Genomic DNA, 17,022 nt, shown 5'->3' with positions numbered 1-17,022 from the left:
TCAGTGGTTCCGGTTCTTGGCGGCAACTTTGTTGTATCGTTCGTGTGTCATCAGCTGGAATTGGGCAGACCCACAGGGTCTAAACAGCCGATATCGCAATCCAACATCGATAACATCCCCACGCCCGCCTACTAATTTCCTGGGGCGCTGGCAAAGCAGAGACCGAGCTTTGGCCACGACCAGGGTGGGTATCTTTCCGACGGTGATAAATCCACTCATTGCAAACTCCTGGGGCCGCCAAGGCGACCCCTCATGGATTAGGCCACCAGTTCGGGAGCGCCGGTCAGCAGCCAGTCACTGTGTTGCTTCAGCTCTGGGTGGTTGGCGATCAGCAGGAACAGGCCACCGCCGATCTCGCGGTATCCCAGCTCGTAGTTCTTGAGCGTGGTGGCAGGGATCCCCAGCAGATCAGCAAACTTGGGACGGCTCAGGCTCAGTCGTTCCCGCAAGTGGCGCAGGCGCTTGGCAGCATGGTGGTTGAGCAGGTTGATCTGGGTCGGTTGTGCATTCATGGTCAGGCTCCTTGGTGGTTGATGCGGCTGAAGAGGGAGGCCCAAGCCAGCGCAGTGGATCGCTCGGCGGCAGCAATCCAGTCGGGGTTTCGGGTAATGCTGGTGCCATACCGGCCCGCCAGCTTGCGTTGTTGGATACGAAGGTTGCGCAGGGCGCAGGGGATCGCTAAAGTTGCCATATCGACTTCCTAGGTGGTGGTTGATGAAGGCCCGCTTGGAGTTACAGCTCCGTAATGCGGGCTTTTTTATTGCCCGATTGCTCGCGGGCCGGATTGGACTATCTGGTTTGCCGCCAAGACGGCATGCTTCATTTGCATTTTCTTTGTTCTCTCCTTCTTCAATCTCTCGATATCCCCTATTGCCCTGGTGGTCGGTGCCGGGTGCCATGCCTTCGTGTCGCAGCCGCAGCGGAACAACTTCTGATAGTCCAGGGCGATAACGGCTAACCGGATCGCTTCACGCTGCTGGTGTGGTAATGCCGACAGAGTGGCGTGCATCAAGGCATCTCTCGGCTGGCGAGCGATGGTCAAAATGGCGGTTTTCCGTGGGGTGTCGATCGCCAACCAATCAACGTTCAGGCTGGAACTCGTTTTGCCAAATAGCTCCCGCAGCAGCATGCAGCCGGCGGTATTCAGGGCGACCTGCTCTGATGGCGTCAGGCCTGCGAGGTTTCGCTGTTCGGTGTTGAGGTGTGGTTGCATGGGGTTATTTCCCTTACATGGTTGCGGCTTGCAGCAAGATGTCTGATGCACAAGCCAGGGTTGGCACCGCCTGGAAGCGGGCCTCGATGTCGTGGATCAAGATGGCGAGTGACCCCATGGCCGAGGTGGCCACGCTCACCAGGGTGTTGCGCTCGGAGCGGGTAATGCGGCCCCGGTCGGTTAGCTCCAGTGCTCGCTGGCCAATGCTGGCCACCTTGGCGTTGAGGTCGATCGCCTGATGGGGCAGGGAAGGGGCTCGTTCTGTCTGGGGGATCGTGATAGCAGTCAGGCCGCAGCAGAGCAGAGCGCCATCGAACAGGGTCTCGTCTCCAGTGGCGCGAGTGATAGCGATCAGCTCGGCTACGGTGAGCTCGTGCTCTTGTTCGGTGTTCAGCTTATTGCTCAGCGTCTGCGGATTTTTCATGCCGATGGTGCGGGCGATCTCAGCAACGCTTCCCTTGTGTGTCTCAGCAAATCGCTGGCAGGCACTGACCCAGTGCGGATGTGTCCTGGCCCAATCGACATACATGTTTTTCATCCCTCGCCCCCTTATCGTGTCTGCAGGTGATCGCGATGGGTCACACACTCAGCCCCAGCCATGTGAGCCAGCCATCCCGGATCTCCTTGGGGCGACTCTCAAAGGCCAGCTTCATACCCGCGTTCCAGGCGGGCAGGTAGATGTAACGCTCGGCGCGTACGCCCCCCGGCTTTTTCATCTCGACATATGGCACCTTGCCGTCATCGATCATGTCTTTCACGGCCGTTGTCGATTTGCCGAGCTCCAGCGCAAACAGCTCATGGGTGATCACATCCGAGCGGGAGCCGACCAGAAACGGGATCTCGTCAGCCTTTTTCGACTCGGTATTTTTTGGCTCGGTATTGGCTTTACGTCTCATCTGGTATTCTTCCTCGTTGGCTGCCTGTAGCTGCTTGCAACAGCTTCTCGCGTTACAAAAAACTGAAGATGTTCAGATTATCTGAGGATATTTATTTTATGTCAATTTCTCAAGGTGAAAAATTGAAGCTTATTCGAGAGTCAGAGCGGCTAAACAGAAGGGAAATAGCTGATTTAACAGGGATAAATTACGCAAGTTACTTGGGTTACGAAAACGACAAAGCAAAGATGCCATTTGAAACTGGCTCTAAGTTGTTCAAGGCCGAAAGGTTCAGAAAGTACAGAGATTGGTTCATGTTCGATGAGACATCTCCTGAGTCCGGACAAATCGCGCCGGCTCTCGCACACGTTGGGCAAGACAACACCGATTGTTCAGCCTCAGGCCAGCAAACTGGCTGACCTTGCACCTGGCGTTTCTCGACGCCATTGAGGTGATGAGCCTGAGCTATCAGGCGAATGACGCAGTGAAAATCGGAGGGCTCTCTTATGACGATTAAGAAGCTCGATGATGGTCGCTACGAAGTGGACGTAAGACCGCAGGGCCGCAACGGAAAGCGAGTCCGGCGCAAATTTGACAAGAAGCACGAGGCGACAGCTTTTGAGCGGTATGTACTGGCCAATCAGCATGACAAGGCCTGGCTGGATAAGCCGAAGGATGCCCGACCACTGGCAGAGCTGATCCGACTGTGGTGGGCCTATCACGGCCAGCATGCGAAGTGGGGGGAGCGCAACAAGCTGGTGCTGGAGCGAATGGATCAGGAGCTGGGTTCTTTACGAGCCTGTGAACTAGATGAGTTACACATTGCTGCCTACCGTACCCAGCGGTTGATGGCGGGTTGTAAAGCCAGCACGGTGAACCGCGAAGTCACTTGCCTTAGCGGTATGTTTACCTTCCTGATCAACGCCAAGTTGTACCAGGAAGAGAATCGGGTGGGCAGGGTCGGTAAGTTGAAGACGGTCCCCACGGCGATGAGCTATCTCACTTTGGTGGAGATCCATACCTTGCTGGCTAGCCTGACGGGGGACGATCTGAAAATCGTGGTGTTTTGCCTCAACACTGGAGCTCGATGGAGCGAGGCGGCAGAGCTGCGGGCCGAGCACGTGATTAACCAGCGGGCGATGTTTGTGGAGACGAAGAACGGGCGTTCGCGGGTGGTGCCGCTCTCTGCGGAAGTGGAGCAGTTCATTTCCGGCGTGGACAAGGGGCTGCTGTTTCCCGACGCAGATTACACGCAGATCAGGCTGGCAATCAAAGCGGCTAAGCCGCAGATCCCGAAGGGGCAGGCGCTGCACATTTTGCGACATACCTATGCCACTCATTTCATGATCAATGGCGGCAATATTATCGCGCTGCAGCGAATTCTGGGACACGCCAGTATCCAGCAGACGATGACGTATGCCCATTTCGCGCCTGACTACCTACAAGATGCGGTGGCGCTGAACCCGTTACGGGGTGGGGTAGGGGTTCACCCGACCAGACAGTGTACTAGCTGAATCAAGCGGGGCCCAGGAGGCCCCCTCGTTACAAATCAATGAGGAGTAGGTATGACCTGGTGGACGCAGCAGGCACGAAAGTGTGTCCACATTTAGTCCACACAGTGGCACTCAACAGCTACTTGCAGCACCTTGTAGCCCAGTAAATACGGGGGATCACTTTTACAGCCCAACCGTGTAGGTATAAAAAAACCCTCCGGCGGAGGGTTTTTGTCACAGCAACCTGATGTAGCACGAGACGCTTAGAACAGGGTGGTGGAGAGATCGTACAGCTCCTGATCGAACGGGCGCTTGAGGTTCTCGATGCAGTCGATGATGTCGTGGTGCACCATCTCGTTGCCCTGGATACCGACGCAGCGGCCACCCTGGCCGGCCAGCAGTTGCTCGACGGCGAAGGCGCCCATGCGGCTGGACATGATGCGATCCCGCGCAGTCGGCGAGCCGCCGCGCTGGATGTGGCCCAGGATGGTGGCGCGGGTCTCGCGACCGGTCATGGCCTCGATGTCCTTGGCCAGGGCGTTCACGTCGGTGACGTGCTCACAGATGGTGATGATGGCGTGCTTCTTGCCTTTGGCTTCGCCTTCCTTGATCTGTTGCAGCAGCTTGTCCTTGTCGAAGGTCACTTCCGGCACTATCACATACTCGGCCCCGCCGGCCACGGCGGCAGACATGGCCAGATCGCCACAGTGGCGGCCCATGATCTCGACCACCGAGATGCGGTGGTGGGAGCTGCAGGTGTCGCGCAGACGGTCGATGGCGTCCACGACCACATTCAGTGCGGTATCGAAGCCGATGGTGAAGTCGGTACCGGCGATGTCGTTGTCGATGGTGCCCGGCAGACCGATGCAGGGGAAGCCCTCTTCGGTCAGCTTCTTGGCACCCATGTAGGAGCCGTCACCGCCGATCACCACCAGGGCGTCGATGCCGTGCTTTTTCAGGTTTTCGATCGCTTCGGCACGGACTTTCGGATCTTTGAAGGCGGGGAAACGGGCAGAGCCGAGGAAGGTACCACCGCGGTTCACCACGTCGGAGACGCTGTGGCGCTCTAACTTGACGATCCTGTCCTGATGCAGACCGAGGTAGCCATCATAGATGCCGTAGACTTCCAGGCCATGATGCAGACCGGCGCGCACCACGGCGCGGATGGCTGCGTTCATACCCGGTGCGTCACCACCACTGGTCAAAACACCAATACGTTTGATTTGCTTGGTCATGAGTGCCTCTGGATCTGAGTTGTCAAAAATCTGTATCTGAAAATGGGGTCAGCCATGTTTACTATATCGGCTTTCCTATGGAATGCGGACACCATAGGAAAGCGATATACCAGAGAGGGGCCAAGCCCCTCTCTGTGCATCATTTACTGGGCAGCGCCAGCGATGATCTGGGAGAAGTCGTCCACTTTCAGGGACGCACCACCCACCAGGCCACCGTCGATGTCCGGCTGACCGAACAGATCGGCAGCGGTGGCACCGGTGACGGAGCCGCCGTACAGGATCTGGACCTTGGCAGCCACGGCCGCGTCAAAGCCAGCCAGGTACTGACGGATGTGAGCGTGGACGGACTGGGCGATCTCCGGGGTGGCAGTCTTGCCAGTGCCGATGGCCCATACCGGCTCGTAAGCCACCACGGCCTTGCTGAAGGAGGCGATGCCACAGCGATCGATCACGGCTTTGAGCTGGGTTTCGACCACGGTGTTGGTGGTACCAGCTTCGAACTGAGCCAGGGTCTCACCGATGCAGAGCACGGGGATCAGGTCGGCTTTCTGGATGACTTCGTACTTGGCCGCCACCACGTCGTCGGTCTCTGCGTGCAGGGTGCGACGCTCGCTGTGGCCGACCAGGGAGTAGGTGCAACCGAAGGCTTTCAGCATGGAGGGGGCGTTCTCGCCGGTGAAGGCACCAGACTCGTGAAGGTCGGCATTCTGGGCACCGTAGGCGATCTTGCTGCCGGCGGTCAGTTGCTCAACCAGACCCAAAAAGATAACCGGCGGGCAGACGGCGACTTGCACAGAAGGATGAGCGGCAGCAGCCGGGGTCAGTCCCTTGATCAGAGCTTCTACAGAAGCCTTGGTGCCGTTCAGTTTCCAGTTACCCATTACCAGGTGCTGTCTCATCTTGTATATCTCCTAGGCATTTGATTGCGCGACATTATATGAATTGAACCGAGCCCAAGATAGCTGACCCGGCGGCAAATGACGTAATTTTTTTTCGCTTTCCTGATCCAAATCAGGAATGCAAGAGCCGATCGCTCATTCGTTAACCTGCCCCCGCAAACGGGCCCACCATACCCCAATCCACTCGTGAATGGCAGCCTCGGAATACATCAGATAACGCCCCTTGGGCAGGTAACTGTAGAGGGGTTGCGGTTGCTGGCTCTGCTTGGCGGTATAGTCGGTGGGGGCCGGCACCGCATCGAGTCCCTGGCCGCGGTAGAGCGCCATGGCCCGCGGCAGATGGGTGGCCGAACTCACCAGCGCCACCCGCTTGCCCTTGAGATAACGACTGATGCTGACCGCCTCGTCATGGGTGTCTTTGTTGTTTTCAAACAACGTCATTCGGGATCTGTCTACCCCTAAGCTCTGCGCCATGAGGGCGTTGACCTCGGCGTTGGACAAGGGATCCCCCGCCACATAACCGGAGAAGATGAGTTGCGCCTGGGGATAAGCCTGGGCCAGCCGCACCCCCTCGAGGGTTCGCGCCTGGGCGATGTTGTTCTGCCAGCTGCGCATGGGCACGGCGGGATCGCTCACGTGGCCGTTGCCGAGCACGACGATGGCGTCGATGTCCGGGTGCAGGCTTGTCTCAAACGGCGGGAAGGTCTGTTCCAGCGGGCGGGCCAGCTCGTAGCTTACCGGTCGCATCCCCATCAGGGTGATCAGCAGCAGCGCGCACGTGGCCAGCAGCTTGCCGGTCTTCTGAAAGCGGGTGAACCAGAGCAGCAGCAGCGCCAACAGCAATAAGGAGAGGGAGAAGGGCAGCGGCATCAGCAGCTGACCCAGCCATTTTTTTAGCTCAAACACTGTGGTGTCGTCCTTGAGTTTTCAGCAGATCCGGGATGTGACAGAATACCCCTCTTTTTTCCTGTGGCCCAACCCTCTGTGCTCCCATCCCGTGAGCCGACGGACAGGTGTGGCCGAAGATGAGTCTGCCTTGAAGCAAGATCAGAGTTTTGACGGACGCGCCGACAAGTTCGCCCGCAACATTTACGACTCCACCAAGGGGCGCATCCGTACCACTGTGGTGTGGAGCGACATCGAAGCCTGCCTGGCCCGACTCGGCAACCGGCCGCTGCGGATCCTGGATGCGGGGGGCGGCTTTGGCTACTTCGCCCAGAAGCTGGCGGCCATGGGTCACCAGGTGGAGCTGTGCGATCTGTCGGCGGAGATGCTGGAACTGGCCCGGGTCCAGATCGCCGAGAAGGGGCTTGAAGACAGAATTCGTCTCATCCAGTGCCCCATCCAGGATCTGAAACAGCACGTGAGCGGAACCTTTGATCTGGTGCTCTGTCATGCTGTGCTGGAGTGGCTCGCCGAGCCGCGCCAGACCCTGCTCGGTCTGTTCCCTTTCGTCAATGCAGGGGGCATACTGTCGCTGCTTTTTTACAACCGTCATGGCTTGCTGTTCCAGAGCCTGGTGGTGGGCAATTTCGACTATGTGCGGCTCGGCCTTCGCAAGAAGCGTCAGACCGCATTGACCCCCACCAATCCGCAGTTGCCGGAACAGGTATACGACTGGATAGGGCGAGGAGGGCTCAAGATCATCGGCAAGACGGGGGTGCGGGTCATCCACGACTACATGCGCCACAAGCAGGATCAGGTCGAGAAGTTCGATGATCTGCTGGCCATGGAGCTGCAGTACTGCCGCCAGGAGCCCTTCGTGTCGCTCGGCCGTTACATTCATGTGATGGCGCAGAAGCCGACCGGCTGACACCTCGATGCGGGGAGGAGGGCGCAGGACGCTCGCCGGCGCCGTCGAGGGCCTGCGGTCGTCTCGCTCAAGACCCCATGTTGACGATGCACAAGCCAAGCAGCCATGTCCGGTTTTTATGCTAGCGGGATCTAGCTGCCAGGGGTCGCCCGCGCACCCTTGGCCCATACCAGCGCGAGCGGAAACGGCGCCCCGTGCCAGCCCCTCGCCGATAACAACGAGATGATAACGTCATGATGAGTACATCCCGTACCCTGCCCGAGACGGTGGGATGGGTCAGACAGGAAGGTCTGGCCTTGAGCCTGCCCACCGACCGGCTGGCCTTTCTGATCGCGATCAAGACCCTGTCCGAGGACGAGTCTGATCTCTCGGAGGCTGCGCTGCACGATGCCTTCGGTTACGTGAGCAGCGCCTTCGGCCAGATGGACGAGACCCAGAGCGGTCGCGCCAACAACGCCATCAACGATCTCATCCGCCAGCAGCTGCTGTCGCGCTTCAACACCGACATGGTGGCGGGGGAGAGCCTCTACCGCCTGTCGCGCCTGGGGGTGAGCATCGTCGACTTCTTCATGGATCAGCGCCAGGTTGACTCCATCAAGCTCTCCATCCTGCTCGAACACCTGGCGGCCGAACTCGATACCGCCCGCGAGGCGGCGCTCGAGACCAATACCCGCGAGCAGTGGGACGCCGAGGTGCTGCCAAGGCTCACGTTTTCGCTGGAAGAGACCCTGGGGCGCATCGATCTCACCCAGCGCGCCATGGACGAGCAGCAGAATCAGGTCAAGAGCGAGATAGCGGCCCTGCTGACCCAGAACTGGGTCGACGCCATCCACAGCTGCGAGAAGCTGCTGCACGAGACAGGCCAGACCCTGCGCGAACTGCAGGACACCCTGGACGCCGCCGGCCACCGGCTGCAGGAGGGGCTGCTCAACATTCAGGAGGCGGCCCAGGGGCGCGAGGATCTGTTCCACGTCGAGGAGCTGACCCATGCCCTGCAGGGGCGCCTCGACGTCATCACCAGCTGGGGCCAGCAGTGCATCGAGCTGTGGGCCCGCTACGACAGACACGTCCACAAGTTCATCCGCAACGCCATCGACATGGACAAGAACCGCGCCTTCAGCCAGCGGCTGCGCGACTCCATCCGCAATTTCGAGCAGCACAGCTGGCTGCTGCGCATCGCCGAGGAGCCCCGCCTGCTGGAGCTGCGGGACGAAACCATCGCCATCCACGACGAGGAGGTCACCGGCGAGGTGCCGCTCGAGATGGAATACCTGGAGATGGTGGACATCAACCAGGAGCTGGCGGAGCGCATCGATCGCTACCTCGCCCGCTACCCCGAGCAGAGCTCGCGACTGGACTTGGCCGACGTGCTGCGGGAGTACCTGCTGGATTACCCGGCCCATGCCCATTTCGACGTGGCCCGCCTCTTGATAGACCAGGCCGTGCGCCTCGGCCATGCCAGCGGTGAGCGCGAGCTTCACCAGCAACCCGCATGGAAACCCATTAACCAAGCTGGATCCAAGGTTCAGGCCTATGTCATTGATCAATACTGAGTTTCCCTTGCCGCTGCGGCTCGCAGAGGCCATCGCCAACCCCTTGTTTCCGCGCATCGACACCGCCTTGCGCTCGGGCCGCCACCTCAGTGCCGACGATTTCGAACAGCACTCCATGCTGGTGGAGTATCACGGCGAGCTGGAGATCTTCTACGGCCGCTATCAGGTCGAGCTCATCAAGGCACCGGAGGGCTTCTTCTACCTGCGCCCGCGCCCCAGCGCCGACATCGGCACCACTGTCCTGTCCGAGCTCGACATGCTGGTGGGCAAGGTGCTCTGCTACCTGTTCCTGAGCCCGGACCGGCTCGCCTCTGAAGGGGTATTCGCCATGGGCGAGCTGCAAGAGGAGGTGCTGAGTCTGGCGGACGAGAAGCAGCTGCTGCGCATGGTCAACAGCCGCTCCGGCGGCACCGATCTGGACAAGAAGAAGCTGCTGGAGAAGATCCGCACCTCCATGCGCCGTCTGCGCCGCCTTGGCATGATCACGGCGCTCGGCAACGGCGACAAGTTCAGGGTCAACGAGTCGGTGTTCCGCTTCGCCGCCGATGTGCGCTCCGACGAGGATCCCCGCGCCGTGCAGCTGCGCATGATCCAGGAGGGGGAGGCCATCTTCCACGACGACGAGATGCCGAGCAGCGACTCGCTGTTTGAGGATATAGAGGCGGATCTCGATGAAGAGCAGCTCGAGCTGGAGGTTGAGAATGACCCGCAACGTTAAAATTCTGGCCCTGATGGAGCCTATTGGTTTGATGGAGAAAATGGCGTGAGAGGCAAATTTAAATCCCTGACCATGGTCAACTGGAATGGCTTCTTTGCCCGCACCTTCGATCTCGACCAGCTGGTGACCACCCTCTCCGGCGGTAACGGTGCCGGCAAGTCCACCACCATGGCGGCCTTTATCGCGGCCCTGATCCCGGATCAGTCTCTGCTCCACTTCCGCAACACCACAGAGGCGGGATCGAGCAGTGCCTCCCGCGACAAGGGGCTCTACGGCAAGCTGCAGCGGGGCCACTGCTACTCGGTGCTCGAGGTGATGAACAGCCGCGAGCAGCGGATCTGGGTCGGCGTGCACCTGGAGCAGGTCGCCAACCGCGACAACAAGGTCAACATCACCCCCTTCGCCCTGGTAGACGTGCCCGAGGGGCTGGCGCCCACCGATCTGCTGCTGGAGAAACTCCAGGACGGCAAGGGGCGGGTGCGCGCCTTCGCCGATCTGAAGGGGGCCGCCGCCGATCTTGGTGCCATGAAGGTCGCCAAGTTCAATACGGTGACCGACTATCACAACTTCATGTTCGAGTTCGGCATCACCCCGAAGAAGCTGCGCGACCAGAAGGATCGCGGCAAGTTCTATCGGCTGATCGAGGCCTCCCTCTACGGTGGCATCTCCTCGTCCATCAGTCGCTCCCTGCGCGAATACCTGCTGCCGGAGAACTCAGGCGTGCGCAAGGCGTTCCAGGACATGGAGGCGGCCATCTACGAGAACCGCCGCACCCTGGAAGCCATTAAAGAGACGCAGGGCCAGCGGGATCTGTTCAAGAACCTGATCACCGAGACCACTCACTACGTGGCGGCGGACTATGTGCGCAACGCCGCCGAGAAGAATCGCCTCTCCGAGCTGGCCCTCAAGGCCCGGGCTGAGCTGGCCGGCAAGCGCCGGCTGCTGGCCGAGGAGAAGCAGCGCGCCATCTATCTGGCGGACGAGGCGGATCAGCTCACCAACCGTGAGAAGCTCTTGACCGACGAGCTGGAATCCGCCGCCGAGCACCTGGCCAAGGTGATGGCCGCCGTCAGCTTGCAAAAGAAAATCGAGCTGTATCGCGCCGATCTGGCGGATCTCAACGACAAGCTCGAGCAGCAGCAGGCGGTGGTGGAGGAGATCCACAGCCAGCTGCTGGAGGTGGAGGAGCGCAAGGAGCTGGCCCAAGCCGAGGTGGACAGCCTCAAGACCCAGCTCGCCGACTACCAGCAGGCGCTGGACATCCAGCAGACCCGCGCCATCCAGTACCGTCAGGCGGTGCAGGCGCTGGACAGTGCCCGCGAGCAGTGCGAGCTGCCGGGGCTGAGCGCCGAGCAGGCGAGCGAGACCCTGCATCAGTTCCGTGCCGTCGAGCAGAGCCTGACCAGTCGAGTGCTGGGGGCCGAGCAGCAGCTCGCCCTGGCCAAGGCCGCGGTGGCCGAACACCAGGCCGCGCTGACGTTGCTGCTCAGCATTGCCCCCGAGACCGCCCGCGAGGCCGCCTGGCCCAACGCCCAGGCGCTGCTCAAGCGCCACATCGAAGACAAGGCCCGCATCGCACAGGGGCAGGGGCTGCGCGCCGCACTGGCCCGCCTGGAGAAGGAGAGCGAGAGCCAGAAGGCCCTGTTCAAGCTGCGCGATGAGCTGGCCCAGGCTTCTGGCCAGCAGATCGCCAGCGGCGACGAGCTGGAGATCTTCCTCGAAGCCCAGCGCACCCGTCAGGAAGAACTGGCCGATCAGCAGAGCGATCTGAGCCAGCGCCGCGCCAGTCTGGAGCATCAGGGCGTCCAGTTGGGCCGCGACATCGGCGATCTCACCGCACTGGCGCCGCGCTGGCTGAAATCCTTCGAGAAGCTCGAGCAGCTGCGCGAACAGAGTGGCTTAGCCTTGGCCAGCGCCGAGGCGCTCTCCGCCGGCATGCAGACCGTGCTCGACAAGGAGCGCGAGTTCGAGCAGGAGAGCAACCGTATCCAGGCCCGGAAACAGGGGCTTGAGCTGCAAATTCGCAACCTGCAGCTGGGGGCAGGGGAGGCGGATCCTCGCCTCGCCCGCATCGCCGAACAGGTGGGGGGCGTGCTGCTCTCCGACGTCTACGACGACATCTCCATCGACGATGCGCCTTACTACTCCGCCCTCTACGGCCCGGCCCGCAGCGCCCTGGTGGTACTGGATCTGGAAGGGGCCATAGAGCGGCTGAAGAAGCTGGAAGATTGCCCGGAGGATATCTACCTCATCCAGGGCAACCCCGACTCCTTCGACGAGGATCTGGTGGAGGCGGACGAGCTCGGCGACGCCGTGCTGGTGCGCAGCAGCAAGCGTCAGGTGCGCTTCTCCCGCTACCCGGAATTGCCGCTGTTCGGCCGCGCCGCCCGCGAGAAACGCATCGAACAGCTCGATCTGGAACGCGAGAATCTGATCGAGGGTTACGCCAAGGCCGCCTTCGAGCAGCAGAAGTATCACCGCCTCTACGGTCACTTCCGCGACTTCATCGGCCAGCATCTGGATATCGCCTTCCGGCCGGATCCCGAGGCCGAGGTACAGGCGAAGCAGGCCGAGCAGCGCAAGCTGCAGGGAACCATAGCCGAGTGCGACAAGCAGCTTGGCGAGGCCAAGGCGGCGGGTGCCCAGCTGACCCGCTATATCCAGCTGGTGCAGGCCATGCTGCCCTTCGCCCACCTGTTTGCGGAAGGGGATCTGGCCGCGCGGCTCGAGGCCGCCCACGCCGATGTGGCGAGCCTGAAACAGGCCGAAGCCTTTATCGGCAAGCACGGCAAGGCGCTCGAGAGGCTCGAGACACTTGTGCAGGTGCTGCGCCAGGATCCCCAGGATCTCGCCGCCCTGCAGGCCGCGTTCGACGAGGTGAACGAGCAGCTCGCCGAGCAGAAGCGCCGCGCCTATGCGCTGGATCAGCTGGTGGCCCGTCTGCCGCACTTCGCCTATCAGGACGCCCAGGACCTGCTCGGCAAGGCCTCCGAGATGAGCGAGCGCTTGAAAGAGAAGCTCAAGGCCGCCGAGCTGGCCGCCCGCACCGCCGGCGAGCAGCACAAGCAGATCGCCTTGCGCCACACCGAGGCGCTGCAGCTGCGCACCGCGCTGGATTCCAGCGCCTCGGCCAAGCGCCAGACCCTGAACGAGTTCGAGCAGGAGCTGGCCGCCATGGGGCTGACCCTCAGTGCCGACATGGAGGAGAAGTCCCGCGCCCACAAGAAAGAGATCGAAGAGCTGCTCATCCGCACCCGCTCCCGTCGCACCAGCGCCGAGGCCCAGCTGCAGGTATGCAAGCGCGAGATTGAATCCCTGGGGGGTCGCCTCAAGCTGGAGGGCAAGGACTACTTCGGTGCCCGCAAATCCCTGGTGGGCCACAAGGCGAGCTGGTCGCGGGTGGTACGGCTGGCGCGGGAGACCGACGTCGAGAAGCGCCTCAACAAGCGCGAGCTGGCCTATCTCGACAGCGACGAGCTGCGCTCCATGTCCGACAAGGCGCTCGGCGCCCTGCGGGTGGCGGTGGCCCACGACGATGCGCTGCGCGATGCGCTGCGCCTCTCCGAGGGCAACCGCAGCACCGAGCAGAAGGTCGCCTTCTACGTGCAGGTCTACCGTTACCTCAAGGATCGGATCCGCAACGACATCATCCGCTCGGACGATCCGGTGGAGGCCATCGAGGAGATGGAGATCGAGCTGGCCCGTCTCGCCGACGAGCTCAAGCAGCGGGAAACCCATCTGTCGCTCTCCTCCCACGAGGTGGCGGCCAAGATCACCAACATCATCCGCCGCGAACAGAACCGCATCCGGGTGCTGAACCAGGGGCTGCAGAACATCGCCTTCGGGCTGGTGCGCGGGGTGCGCCTCAACGTCAATATCCGCGAGGCTCACACTCGGCTCTTGACCGCGCTGGCGGATCAGAGCGCCATGCACAACGATCTGTTCGCCGACAAGGAGCTCAGCTTCTCCGAGGCCATGGCCAAGCTGTTCCAGCGCCTGAACCCGCAGATCGAGCAGGGGGAGCGCAGCTACCAGGTGATGGGCGACGTGTTGCTCGACTATCGCAACTACCTGGAGCTGGAGATCGAGGTGCAGCGTGGCGCCGACGGCTGGCTGCGGGCGGAGAGCGGTGCGCTCTCCACCGGCGAGGCGATCGGTACCGGCCAGGCCATCCTGCTGATGGTGCTGATCAGCTGGGAGGAGGAGTCCCGCCGCCTGCGCGGCAAGGACATAGCCCCCTGCCGTCTGCTGTTCCTGGACGAGGCGGCGCGCCTGGATGGCAAGTCCATCGCCACCCTGTTCGAGCTGTGCGAGCGGCAGGACATGCAGCTGCTGATCGCCGCCCCGGAAAACATCAGCCCCGAGAAGGGCACCACCTACAAGCTCATCCGCAAGGTGCAGGGCAAGCACGAGCACGTGCACGTGGTGGGCCTGCGCGGCTTCGGTTTCGCCGATGACAAGCTGATCGCCTGACAGAGGCTGACGGAGCAATACGCAAAACGGGAGGCTGGGCCTCCCGTTTTATATGGGAAATATGCGAGAGTGGGCGCCTTAATCGGTGATGAAGCATTGGCGAGCAGGCCAGGCATGAGGCCCCATACACAGTCGAGGAAATACGGAATGAAGAGGAGCGTGCGAAGCGTCCTGCTGTTGGCATTCAGCCTGCTGCTGGCGGCCTGTAGCAGCCAGCCGGAAGCCGGCAAGGGCGGCAAGGGCGGCAACTGGCGCGGCTATAGCCAGACCGGGCTGGCGTCCTACTATGCCGACCGTTATCACAACAAGAGGACGGCCAGTGGCGAGCCCTACAAGAACAACGCGAACACGGCGGCCCATATGACGCTACCCTTCGGCTCCATGGTGAGGGTAACCAACGTCGCCAACGGCAAGAGCGTGGTGGTCAAGGTCAATGACAGGGGCAACTTCCCGAGGGGGCGGGTCATCGATCTCTCCAGGGCGGCGTTCAGCAGCATAGGCAACCTCAGATCCGGCCTCATCAAGGTCAGTCTCGAGGTGATCCAGTAGCCGAGACAGAGACAGGGGGCGCGGCGGATAAAAGCCCGCACCCTTGCGCTCGGCCAGCGCGGCGCCGTGGAGGGGAAACCTGAGGCTGCGCCAACCCGGCAAGTCGGCAGATCGCAACTGGGTCGCCGGATGCCCCGGGTGAAATGACGAGACGGGAGGCACTGCCTCCCGTTTTTATGGCCGCCTCACCGCTTGCCCGCAGGGCCAGCCTCTTCCTGATCCTTCTGCATTCACCTTGTTGTTCAGCTAGGCGAACAGTGTGTCCATATTGTCCATCTATACGCACCAATCGACCGATCTTACACTGCCTCCTGAACCTGGGCCATCGACGGGGTGACAACCCGCCGCGCTGGCGCCTTTGGGTAAGTGAAGCTGTTAAGAACGGAGAGTCAGAGATGAAGATGAGAGCGGACAAGATAGTGTCGATTGCAGTGCTCAAAGCCAGGGCCGGGATGAGGGAGCGCCTGCGGCGCGAGCTGCTCAAGCTTATCGAGCCCACGCGCCTGGAGCCGGGCAACCTGGATTATGTGCTGTTCGAGTTGCAGGAGGAGCCGGGGACCTTCTATATGCGCGAGGCCTTCGTCAATCAGGGCGCCCTGGATGATCATTGCGCGACCGACTATTTTCAGGCCTTTGCCGGCCAGGCCGAGGAGTTGCTGGCGGAGCCCCTGCGGCTGATCTTGATGGAAGAGGTGAGCCCGTAGCCAGTCTCTTGGCTGAGTGAGACCCTGCATTCGCCATCCCAGGCGGCATTCGTCCAGAGCCCTCGCGGCGCTTCGCCATCAGCGGGTGTCACTGAGTGACGGACTGAGCCATGCTTGCCCTCAACAGAGGATGGCGATACGAAAGCCATCGGGGAGGGACAATGGAGAGAACGCTGTTGCTGGTGCGCCATGCCAAGTCGAGCTGGGAGGAGGTTGCCTTGTCTGACAGGGCGCGGCCGCTGGCCAGGCGCGGTCAGCGTGACGCCCCCCTGATGGGCAAGCGGCTGGCAAAGGCCGGGGTCAAGCCCGACGCCATACTGTCGAGCCCCGCCTGCCGGGCGCTGTCGACGGCGAACATCATCGCCGAGGCGCTCGATTTCCGGGCCAAGAGCATCCTCGTCGATGAGCGGCTCTATGCCAGCGACATCGAGACCCTGCTGGCGGTGATAGGGGAGCTTGGCGACCCCCTGAGGTGCGTGATGCTGTTTGGCCACAACCCCGAGTTCACCGAACTGGCGCGCCTATGGTCCGACGAGATAGTGCAGATGCCGACCTGCTCCGTCGCCCGCTTCACCTTTGACGCGCCATCCTGGTCGGTCGTCCCGTCGCAAAGGCCGGTGACGGCCGTGCTCGACTATCCGAAACAGGGGTAGGGGAAGAGGAGGGCTGCCACTCACAGTGGAGACAGGGGGCAAGGAATGGCAAGAGATAAAACAAGAAGGGGAACCCAGGCTCCCCTTCACGTCCCGGTTATGTCGCTTATTTGGCTGCGATTGGCCCCTTGGTGCCTGCATCGTTATCGACCCAGCCATCCTCCCCCTTGATGCGACGATCCCCCTGGATGGTGTAGATGATCATGCCGTCCTTGAACACCAGGGCCCCATCGGATTTCTTGGCACTGACTTTCTTGTCGTTGACCCAGACCTGATCCTTGTCATCGATGCGGATAATGGCCACTGTGGCGCCCGTTTCGGGGAAGGTGGCGACCCAGTTGCCGGTGTAGGGGCTGCCACTGGTGGCGGCCGCGGGGGCATCACCAAACCCGGCGGCGGCATTCTCGGCCTTGGTCTTGTTGATGTCGCAGCCATTGAGTTCAGTCACCTGGGTGCAGCCGGATCGTTCCAGTTTCTGCTTGTAGTTCAGATTCAGGCCAGTGTCGGCGGCCGGGGTGGCAGCGCCGAATCCCGCCTTGGCGTTCTCCGCCTTGGTCTTGTGAATGTCGCAGCCTTGGGCCTCGGTGACCTGTGTACAGCCGGAGTGCTCCAGCTGCTGAGCGTATTTTGCGTTGATGGCATGAGCCGGGGCCATGCCAAGCAGGGTCAGGGTTACGATCAGAGCAGCATTCCTGGACATAGTGAATCCCTCAAAATGTGAGTCTTTCCGGTTCATCGCAGCCTTGACTGCCATGAGAAACAGCCTGTGTTCGCGGCAAGAGATAGCAGGCCTGTTTCACGTTAGCACCTGGAATAGGGCTCGCACAGGGGACCGGCAAACAAG

At 61.4% G+C, this 17,022-nt stretch carries 19 protein-coding genes; 9 read left to right on the top strand and 10 right to left on the bottom strand.

Annotated elements, in window-relative coordinates; all coding sequences use genetic code 11:
- The 6 genes from AACW18_RS21510 to AACW18_RS12215 all read right to left on the bottom strand — a co-directional run bounded on the left by AACW18_RS21510 (window position 1) and on the right by AACW18_RS12215 (window position 2,109).
- Window positions 1-219 carry a ParE family toxin-like protein gene (locus AACW18_RS21510; RefSeq protein WP_445206810.1) on the bottom strand — a complete coding sequence of 73 codons (219 nt, stop codon included), beginning with the start codon at window positions 217-219 and terminating at the stop codon, window positions 1-3.
- A gap of 38 nt (window positions 220-257) precedes the next feature.
- Complete coding sequence (locus AACW18_RS12235; RefSeq protein WP_218388802.1) at window positions 258-512, bottom strand: helix-turn-helix domain-containing protein; 255 nt, start codon at window positions 510-512, stop codon at window positions 258-260.
- A 2-nt stretch (window positions 513-514) separates the two neighbouring features.
- Window positions 515-691, bottom strand: coding sequence for a hypothetical protein (locus AACW18_RS12230; RefSeq protein ID WP_218388801.1), 177 nt, complete (start codon window positions 689-691; stop codon window positions 515-517).
- Window positions 692-757: 66 nt separating this feature from the next.
- On the bottom strand, window positions 758-1,213 hold the full coding sequence (locus AACW18_RS12225; RefSeq protein ID WP_218388800.1) for a hypothetical protein: 456 nt from the start codon (window positions 1,211-1,213) through the stop codon (window positions 758-760).
- Between the two features lie 13 nt (window positions 1,214-1,226).
- Complete coding sequence (locus tag AACW18_RS12220; RefSeq protein WP_218389003.1) at window positions 1,227-1,742, bottom strand: phage regulatory CII family protein; 516 nt, start codon at window positions 1,740-1,742, stop codon at window positions 1,227-1,229.
- Window positions 1,743-1,791: 49 nt separating this feature from the next.
- Window positions 1,792-2,109, bottom strand: coding sequence for a Cox family DNA-binding protein (locus tag AACW18_RS12215; RefSeq protein ID WP_218388799.1), 318 nt, complete (start codon window positions 2,107-2,109; stop codon window positions 1,792-1,794).
- A 98-nt stretch (window positions 2,110-2,207) separates the two neighbouring features.
- Between AACW18_RS12215 and AACW18_RS12210 the strand changes: the two genes are divergently transcribed.
- Entirely contained in the window at window positions 2,208-2,507 is a 300-nt protein-coding gene (locus AACW18_RS12210; protein WP_218388798.1) for a helix-turn-helix domain-containing protein, read from the top strand.
- 87 nt (window positions 2,508-2,594) lie between these two features.
- Window positions 2,595-3,602, top strand: a complete 1,008-nt coding sequence (locus tag AACW18_RS12205) for a phage integrase (RefSeq protein WP_218388797.1) — start codon at window positions 2,595-2,597, stop codon at window positions 3,600-3,602.
- A 242-nt stretch (window positions 3,603-3,844) separates the two neighbouring features.
- Here the strand turns inward: AACW18_RS12205 and pfkA are convergent, their stop codons facing one another.
- From pfkA to elyC, 3 genes are all read right to left on the bottom strand, one after another.
- Window positions 3,845-4,816, bottom strand: a complete 972-nt coding sequence (pfkA, locus tag AACW18_RS12200; RefSeq protein WP_042652255.1) for a 6-phosphofructokinase — start codon at window positions 4,814-4,816, stop codon at window positions 3,845-3,847.
- A gap of 143 nt (window positions 4,817-4,959) precedes the next feature.
- On the bottom strand, window positions 4,960-5,715 hold the full coding sequence (gene tpiA / locus AACW18_RS12195; protein ID WP_218291302.1) for a triose-phosphate isomerase: 756 nt from the start codon (window positions 5,713-5,715) through the stop codon (window positions 4,960-4,962).
- 135 nt (window positions 5,716-5,850) lie between these two features.
- Window positions 5,851-6,621: an envelope biogenesis factor ElyC gene (gene elyC / locus AACW18_RS12190; protein WP_218388796.1), complete on the bottom strand. Its 771-nt coding sequence runs from the start codon at window positions 6,619-6,621 to the stop codon at window positions 5,851-5,853.
- 130 nt (window positions 6,622-6,751) lie between these two features.
- Here elyC and cmoM point away from each other — a divergent pair, with 130 nt between their 5' ends.
- From cmoM to AACW18_RS12155, 7 genes are all read left to right on the top strand, one after another.
- Window positions 6,752-7,528 (top strand): tRNA uridine 5-oxyacetic acid(34) methyltransferase CmoM, encoded by a 777-nt coding sequence (gene cmoM, locus AACW18_RS12185; protein ID WP_218291304.1) that lies wholly within the window; start codon window positions 6,752-6,754, stop codon window positions 7,526-7,528.
- Window positions 7,529-7,761: 233 nt separating this feature from the next.
- Entirely contained in the window at window positions 7,762-9,081 is a 1,320-nt protein-coding gene (gene mukF, locus AACW18_RS12180) for a chromosome partition protein MukF (protein WP_218388795.1), read from the top strand.
- Window positions 9,062-9,799, top strand: coding sequence for a chromosome partition protein MukE (gene mukE, locus AACW18_RS12175; RefSeq protein ID WP_218291305.1), 738 nt, complete (start codon window positions 9,062-9,064; stop codon window positions 9,797-9,799). Before mukF ends, mukE begins: the two co-directional genes overlap by 20 nt.
- Window positions 9,800-9,844: 45 nt before the next feature.
- The gene (gene mukB / locus AACW18_RS12170; RefSeq protein WP_218388794.1) at window positions 9,845-14,272 is read left to right on the top strand and encodes a chromosome partition protein MukB; all 4,428 of its coding nucleotides are present in this window, start codon (window positions 9,845-9,847) and stop codon (window positions 14,270-14,272) included.
- Between the two features lie 147 nt (window positions 14,273-14,419).
- On the top strand, window positions 14,420-14,821 hold the full coding sequence (locus AACW18_RS12165; protein ID WP_218388793.1) for a septal ring lytic transglycosylase RlpA family protein: 402 nt from the start codon (window positions 14,420-14,422) through the stop codon (window positions 14,819-14,821).
- A gap of 395 nt (window positions 14,822-15,216) precedes the next feature.
- Window positions 15,217-15,525, top strand: a complete 309-nt coding sequence (locus AACW18_RS12160; protein WP_218388792.1) for a putative quinol monooxygenase — start codon at window positions 15,217-15,219, stop codon at window positions 15,523-15,525.
- A 161-nt stretch (window positions 15,526-15,686) separates the two neighbouring features.
- Window positions 15,687-16,178, top strand: a complete 492-nt coding sequence (locus AACW18_RS12155) for a SixA phosphatase family protein (RefSeq protein WP_218388791.1) — start codon at window positions 15,687-15,689, stop codon at window positions 16,176-16,178.
- A gap of 106 nt (window positions 16,179-16,284) precedes the next feature.
- On the opposite strand, the gene AACW18_RS12150 is transcribed toward AACW18_RS12155, so the two are convergent.
- On the bottom strand, window positions 16,285-16,878 hold the full coding sequence (locus AACW18_RS12150) for a hypothetical protein (RefSeq protein WP_218388790.1): 594 nt from the start codon (window positions 16,876-16,878) through the stop codon (window positions 16,285-16,287).
- Window positions 16,879-17,022 lie beyond the last annotated feature (144 nt).

Source organism: Aeromonas sp. sia0103 (assembly GCF_963895295.1).
Lineage (GTDB): Bacteria > Pseudomonadota > Gammaproteobacteria > Enterobacterales > Aeromonadaceae > Aeromonas > Aeromonas encheleia.
This window is presented reverse-complemented; position numbering and strand designations above follow the sequence as displayed.

Coding starts and splice junctions, on each gene's coding strand:
- AACW18_RS21510 (WP_445206810.1), bottom strand. CDS start 219: ATGAGTGGATTTATCACCGTCGGAAAGATACCCACCCTGGTCGTGGCC.
- AACW18_RS12235 (WP_218388802.1), bottom strand. CDS start 512: ATGAATGCACAACCGACCCAGATCAACCTGCTCAACCACCATGCTGCC.
- AACW18_RS12230 (WP_218388801.1), bottom strand. CDS start 691: ATGGCAACTTTAGCGATCCCCTGCGCCCTGCGCAACCTTCGTATCCAA.
- AACW18_RS12225 (WP_218388800.1), bottom strand. CDS start 1,213: ATGCAACCACACCTCAACACCGAACAGCGAAACCTCGCAGGCCTGACG.
- AACW18_RS12220 (WP_218389003.1), bottom strand. CDS start 1,742: ATGTATGTCGATTGGGCCAGGACACATCCGCACTGGGTCAGTGCCTGC.
- AACW18_RS12215 (WP_218388799.1), bottom strand. CDS start 2,109: ATGAGACGTAAAGCCAATACCGAGCCAAAAAATACCGAGTCGAAAAAG.
- AACW18_RS12210 (WP_218388798.1), top strand. CDS start 2,208: ATGTCAATTTCTCAAGGTGAAAAATTGAAGCTTATTCGAGAGTCAGAG.
- AACW18_RS12205 (WP_218388797.1), top strand. CDS start 2,595: ATGACGATTAAGAAGCTCGATGATGGTCGCTACGAAGTGGACGTAAGA.
- pfkA (WP_042652255.1), bottom strand. CDS start 4,816: ATGACCAAGCAAATCAAACGTATTGGTGTTTTGACCAGTGGTGGTGAC.
- tpiA (WP_218291302.1), bottom strand. CDS start 5,715: ATGAGACAGCACCTGGTAATGGGTAACTGGAAACTGAACGGCACCAAG.
- mukF (WP_218388795.1), top strand. CDS start 7,762: ATGATGAGTACATCCCGTACCCTGCCCGAGACGGTGGGATGGGTCAGA.
- mukE (WP_218291305.1), top strand. CDS start 9,062: ATGTCATTGATCAATACTGAGTTTCCCTTGCCGCTGCGGCTCGCAGAG.
- AACW18_RS12165 (WP_218388793.1), top strand. CDS start 14,420: ATGAAGAGGAGCGTGCGAAGCGTCCTGCTGTTGGCATTCAGCCTGCTG.
- AACW18_RS12160 (WP_218388792.1), top strand. CDS start 15,217: ATGAAGATGAGAGCGGACAAGATAGTGTCGATTGCAGTGCTCAAAGCC.
- AACW18_RS12155 (WP_218388791.1), top strand. CDS start 15,687: ATGGAGAGAACGCTGTTGCTGGTGCGCCATGCCAAGTCGAGCTGGGAG.
- AACW18_RS12150 (WP_218388790.1), bottom strand. CDS start 16,878: ATGTCCAGGAATGCTGCTCTGATCGTAACCCTGACCCTGCTTGGCATG.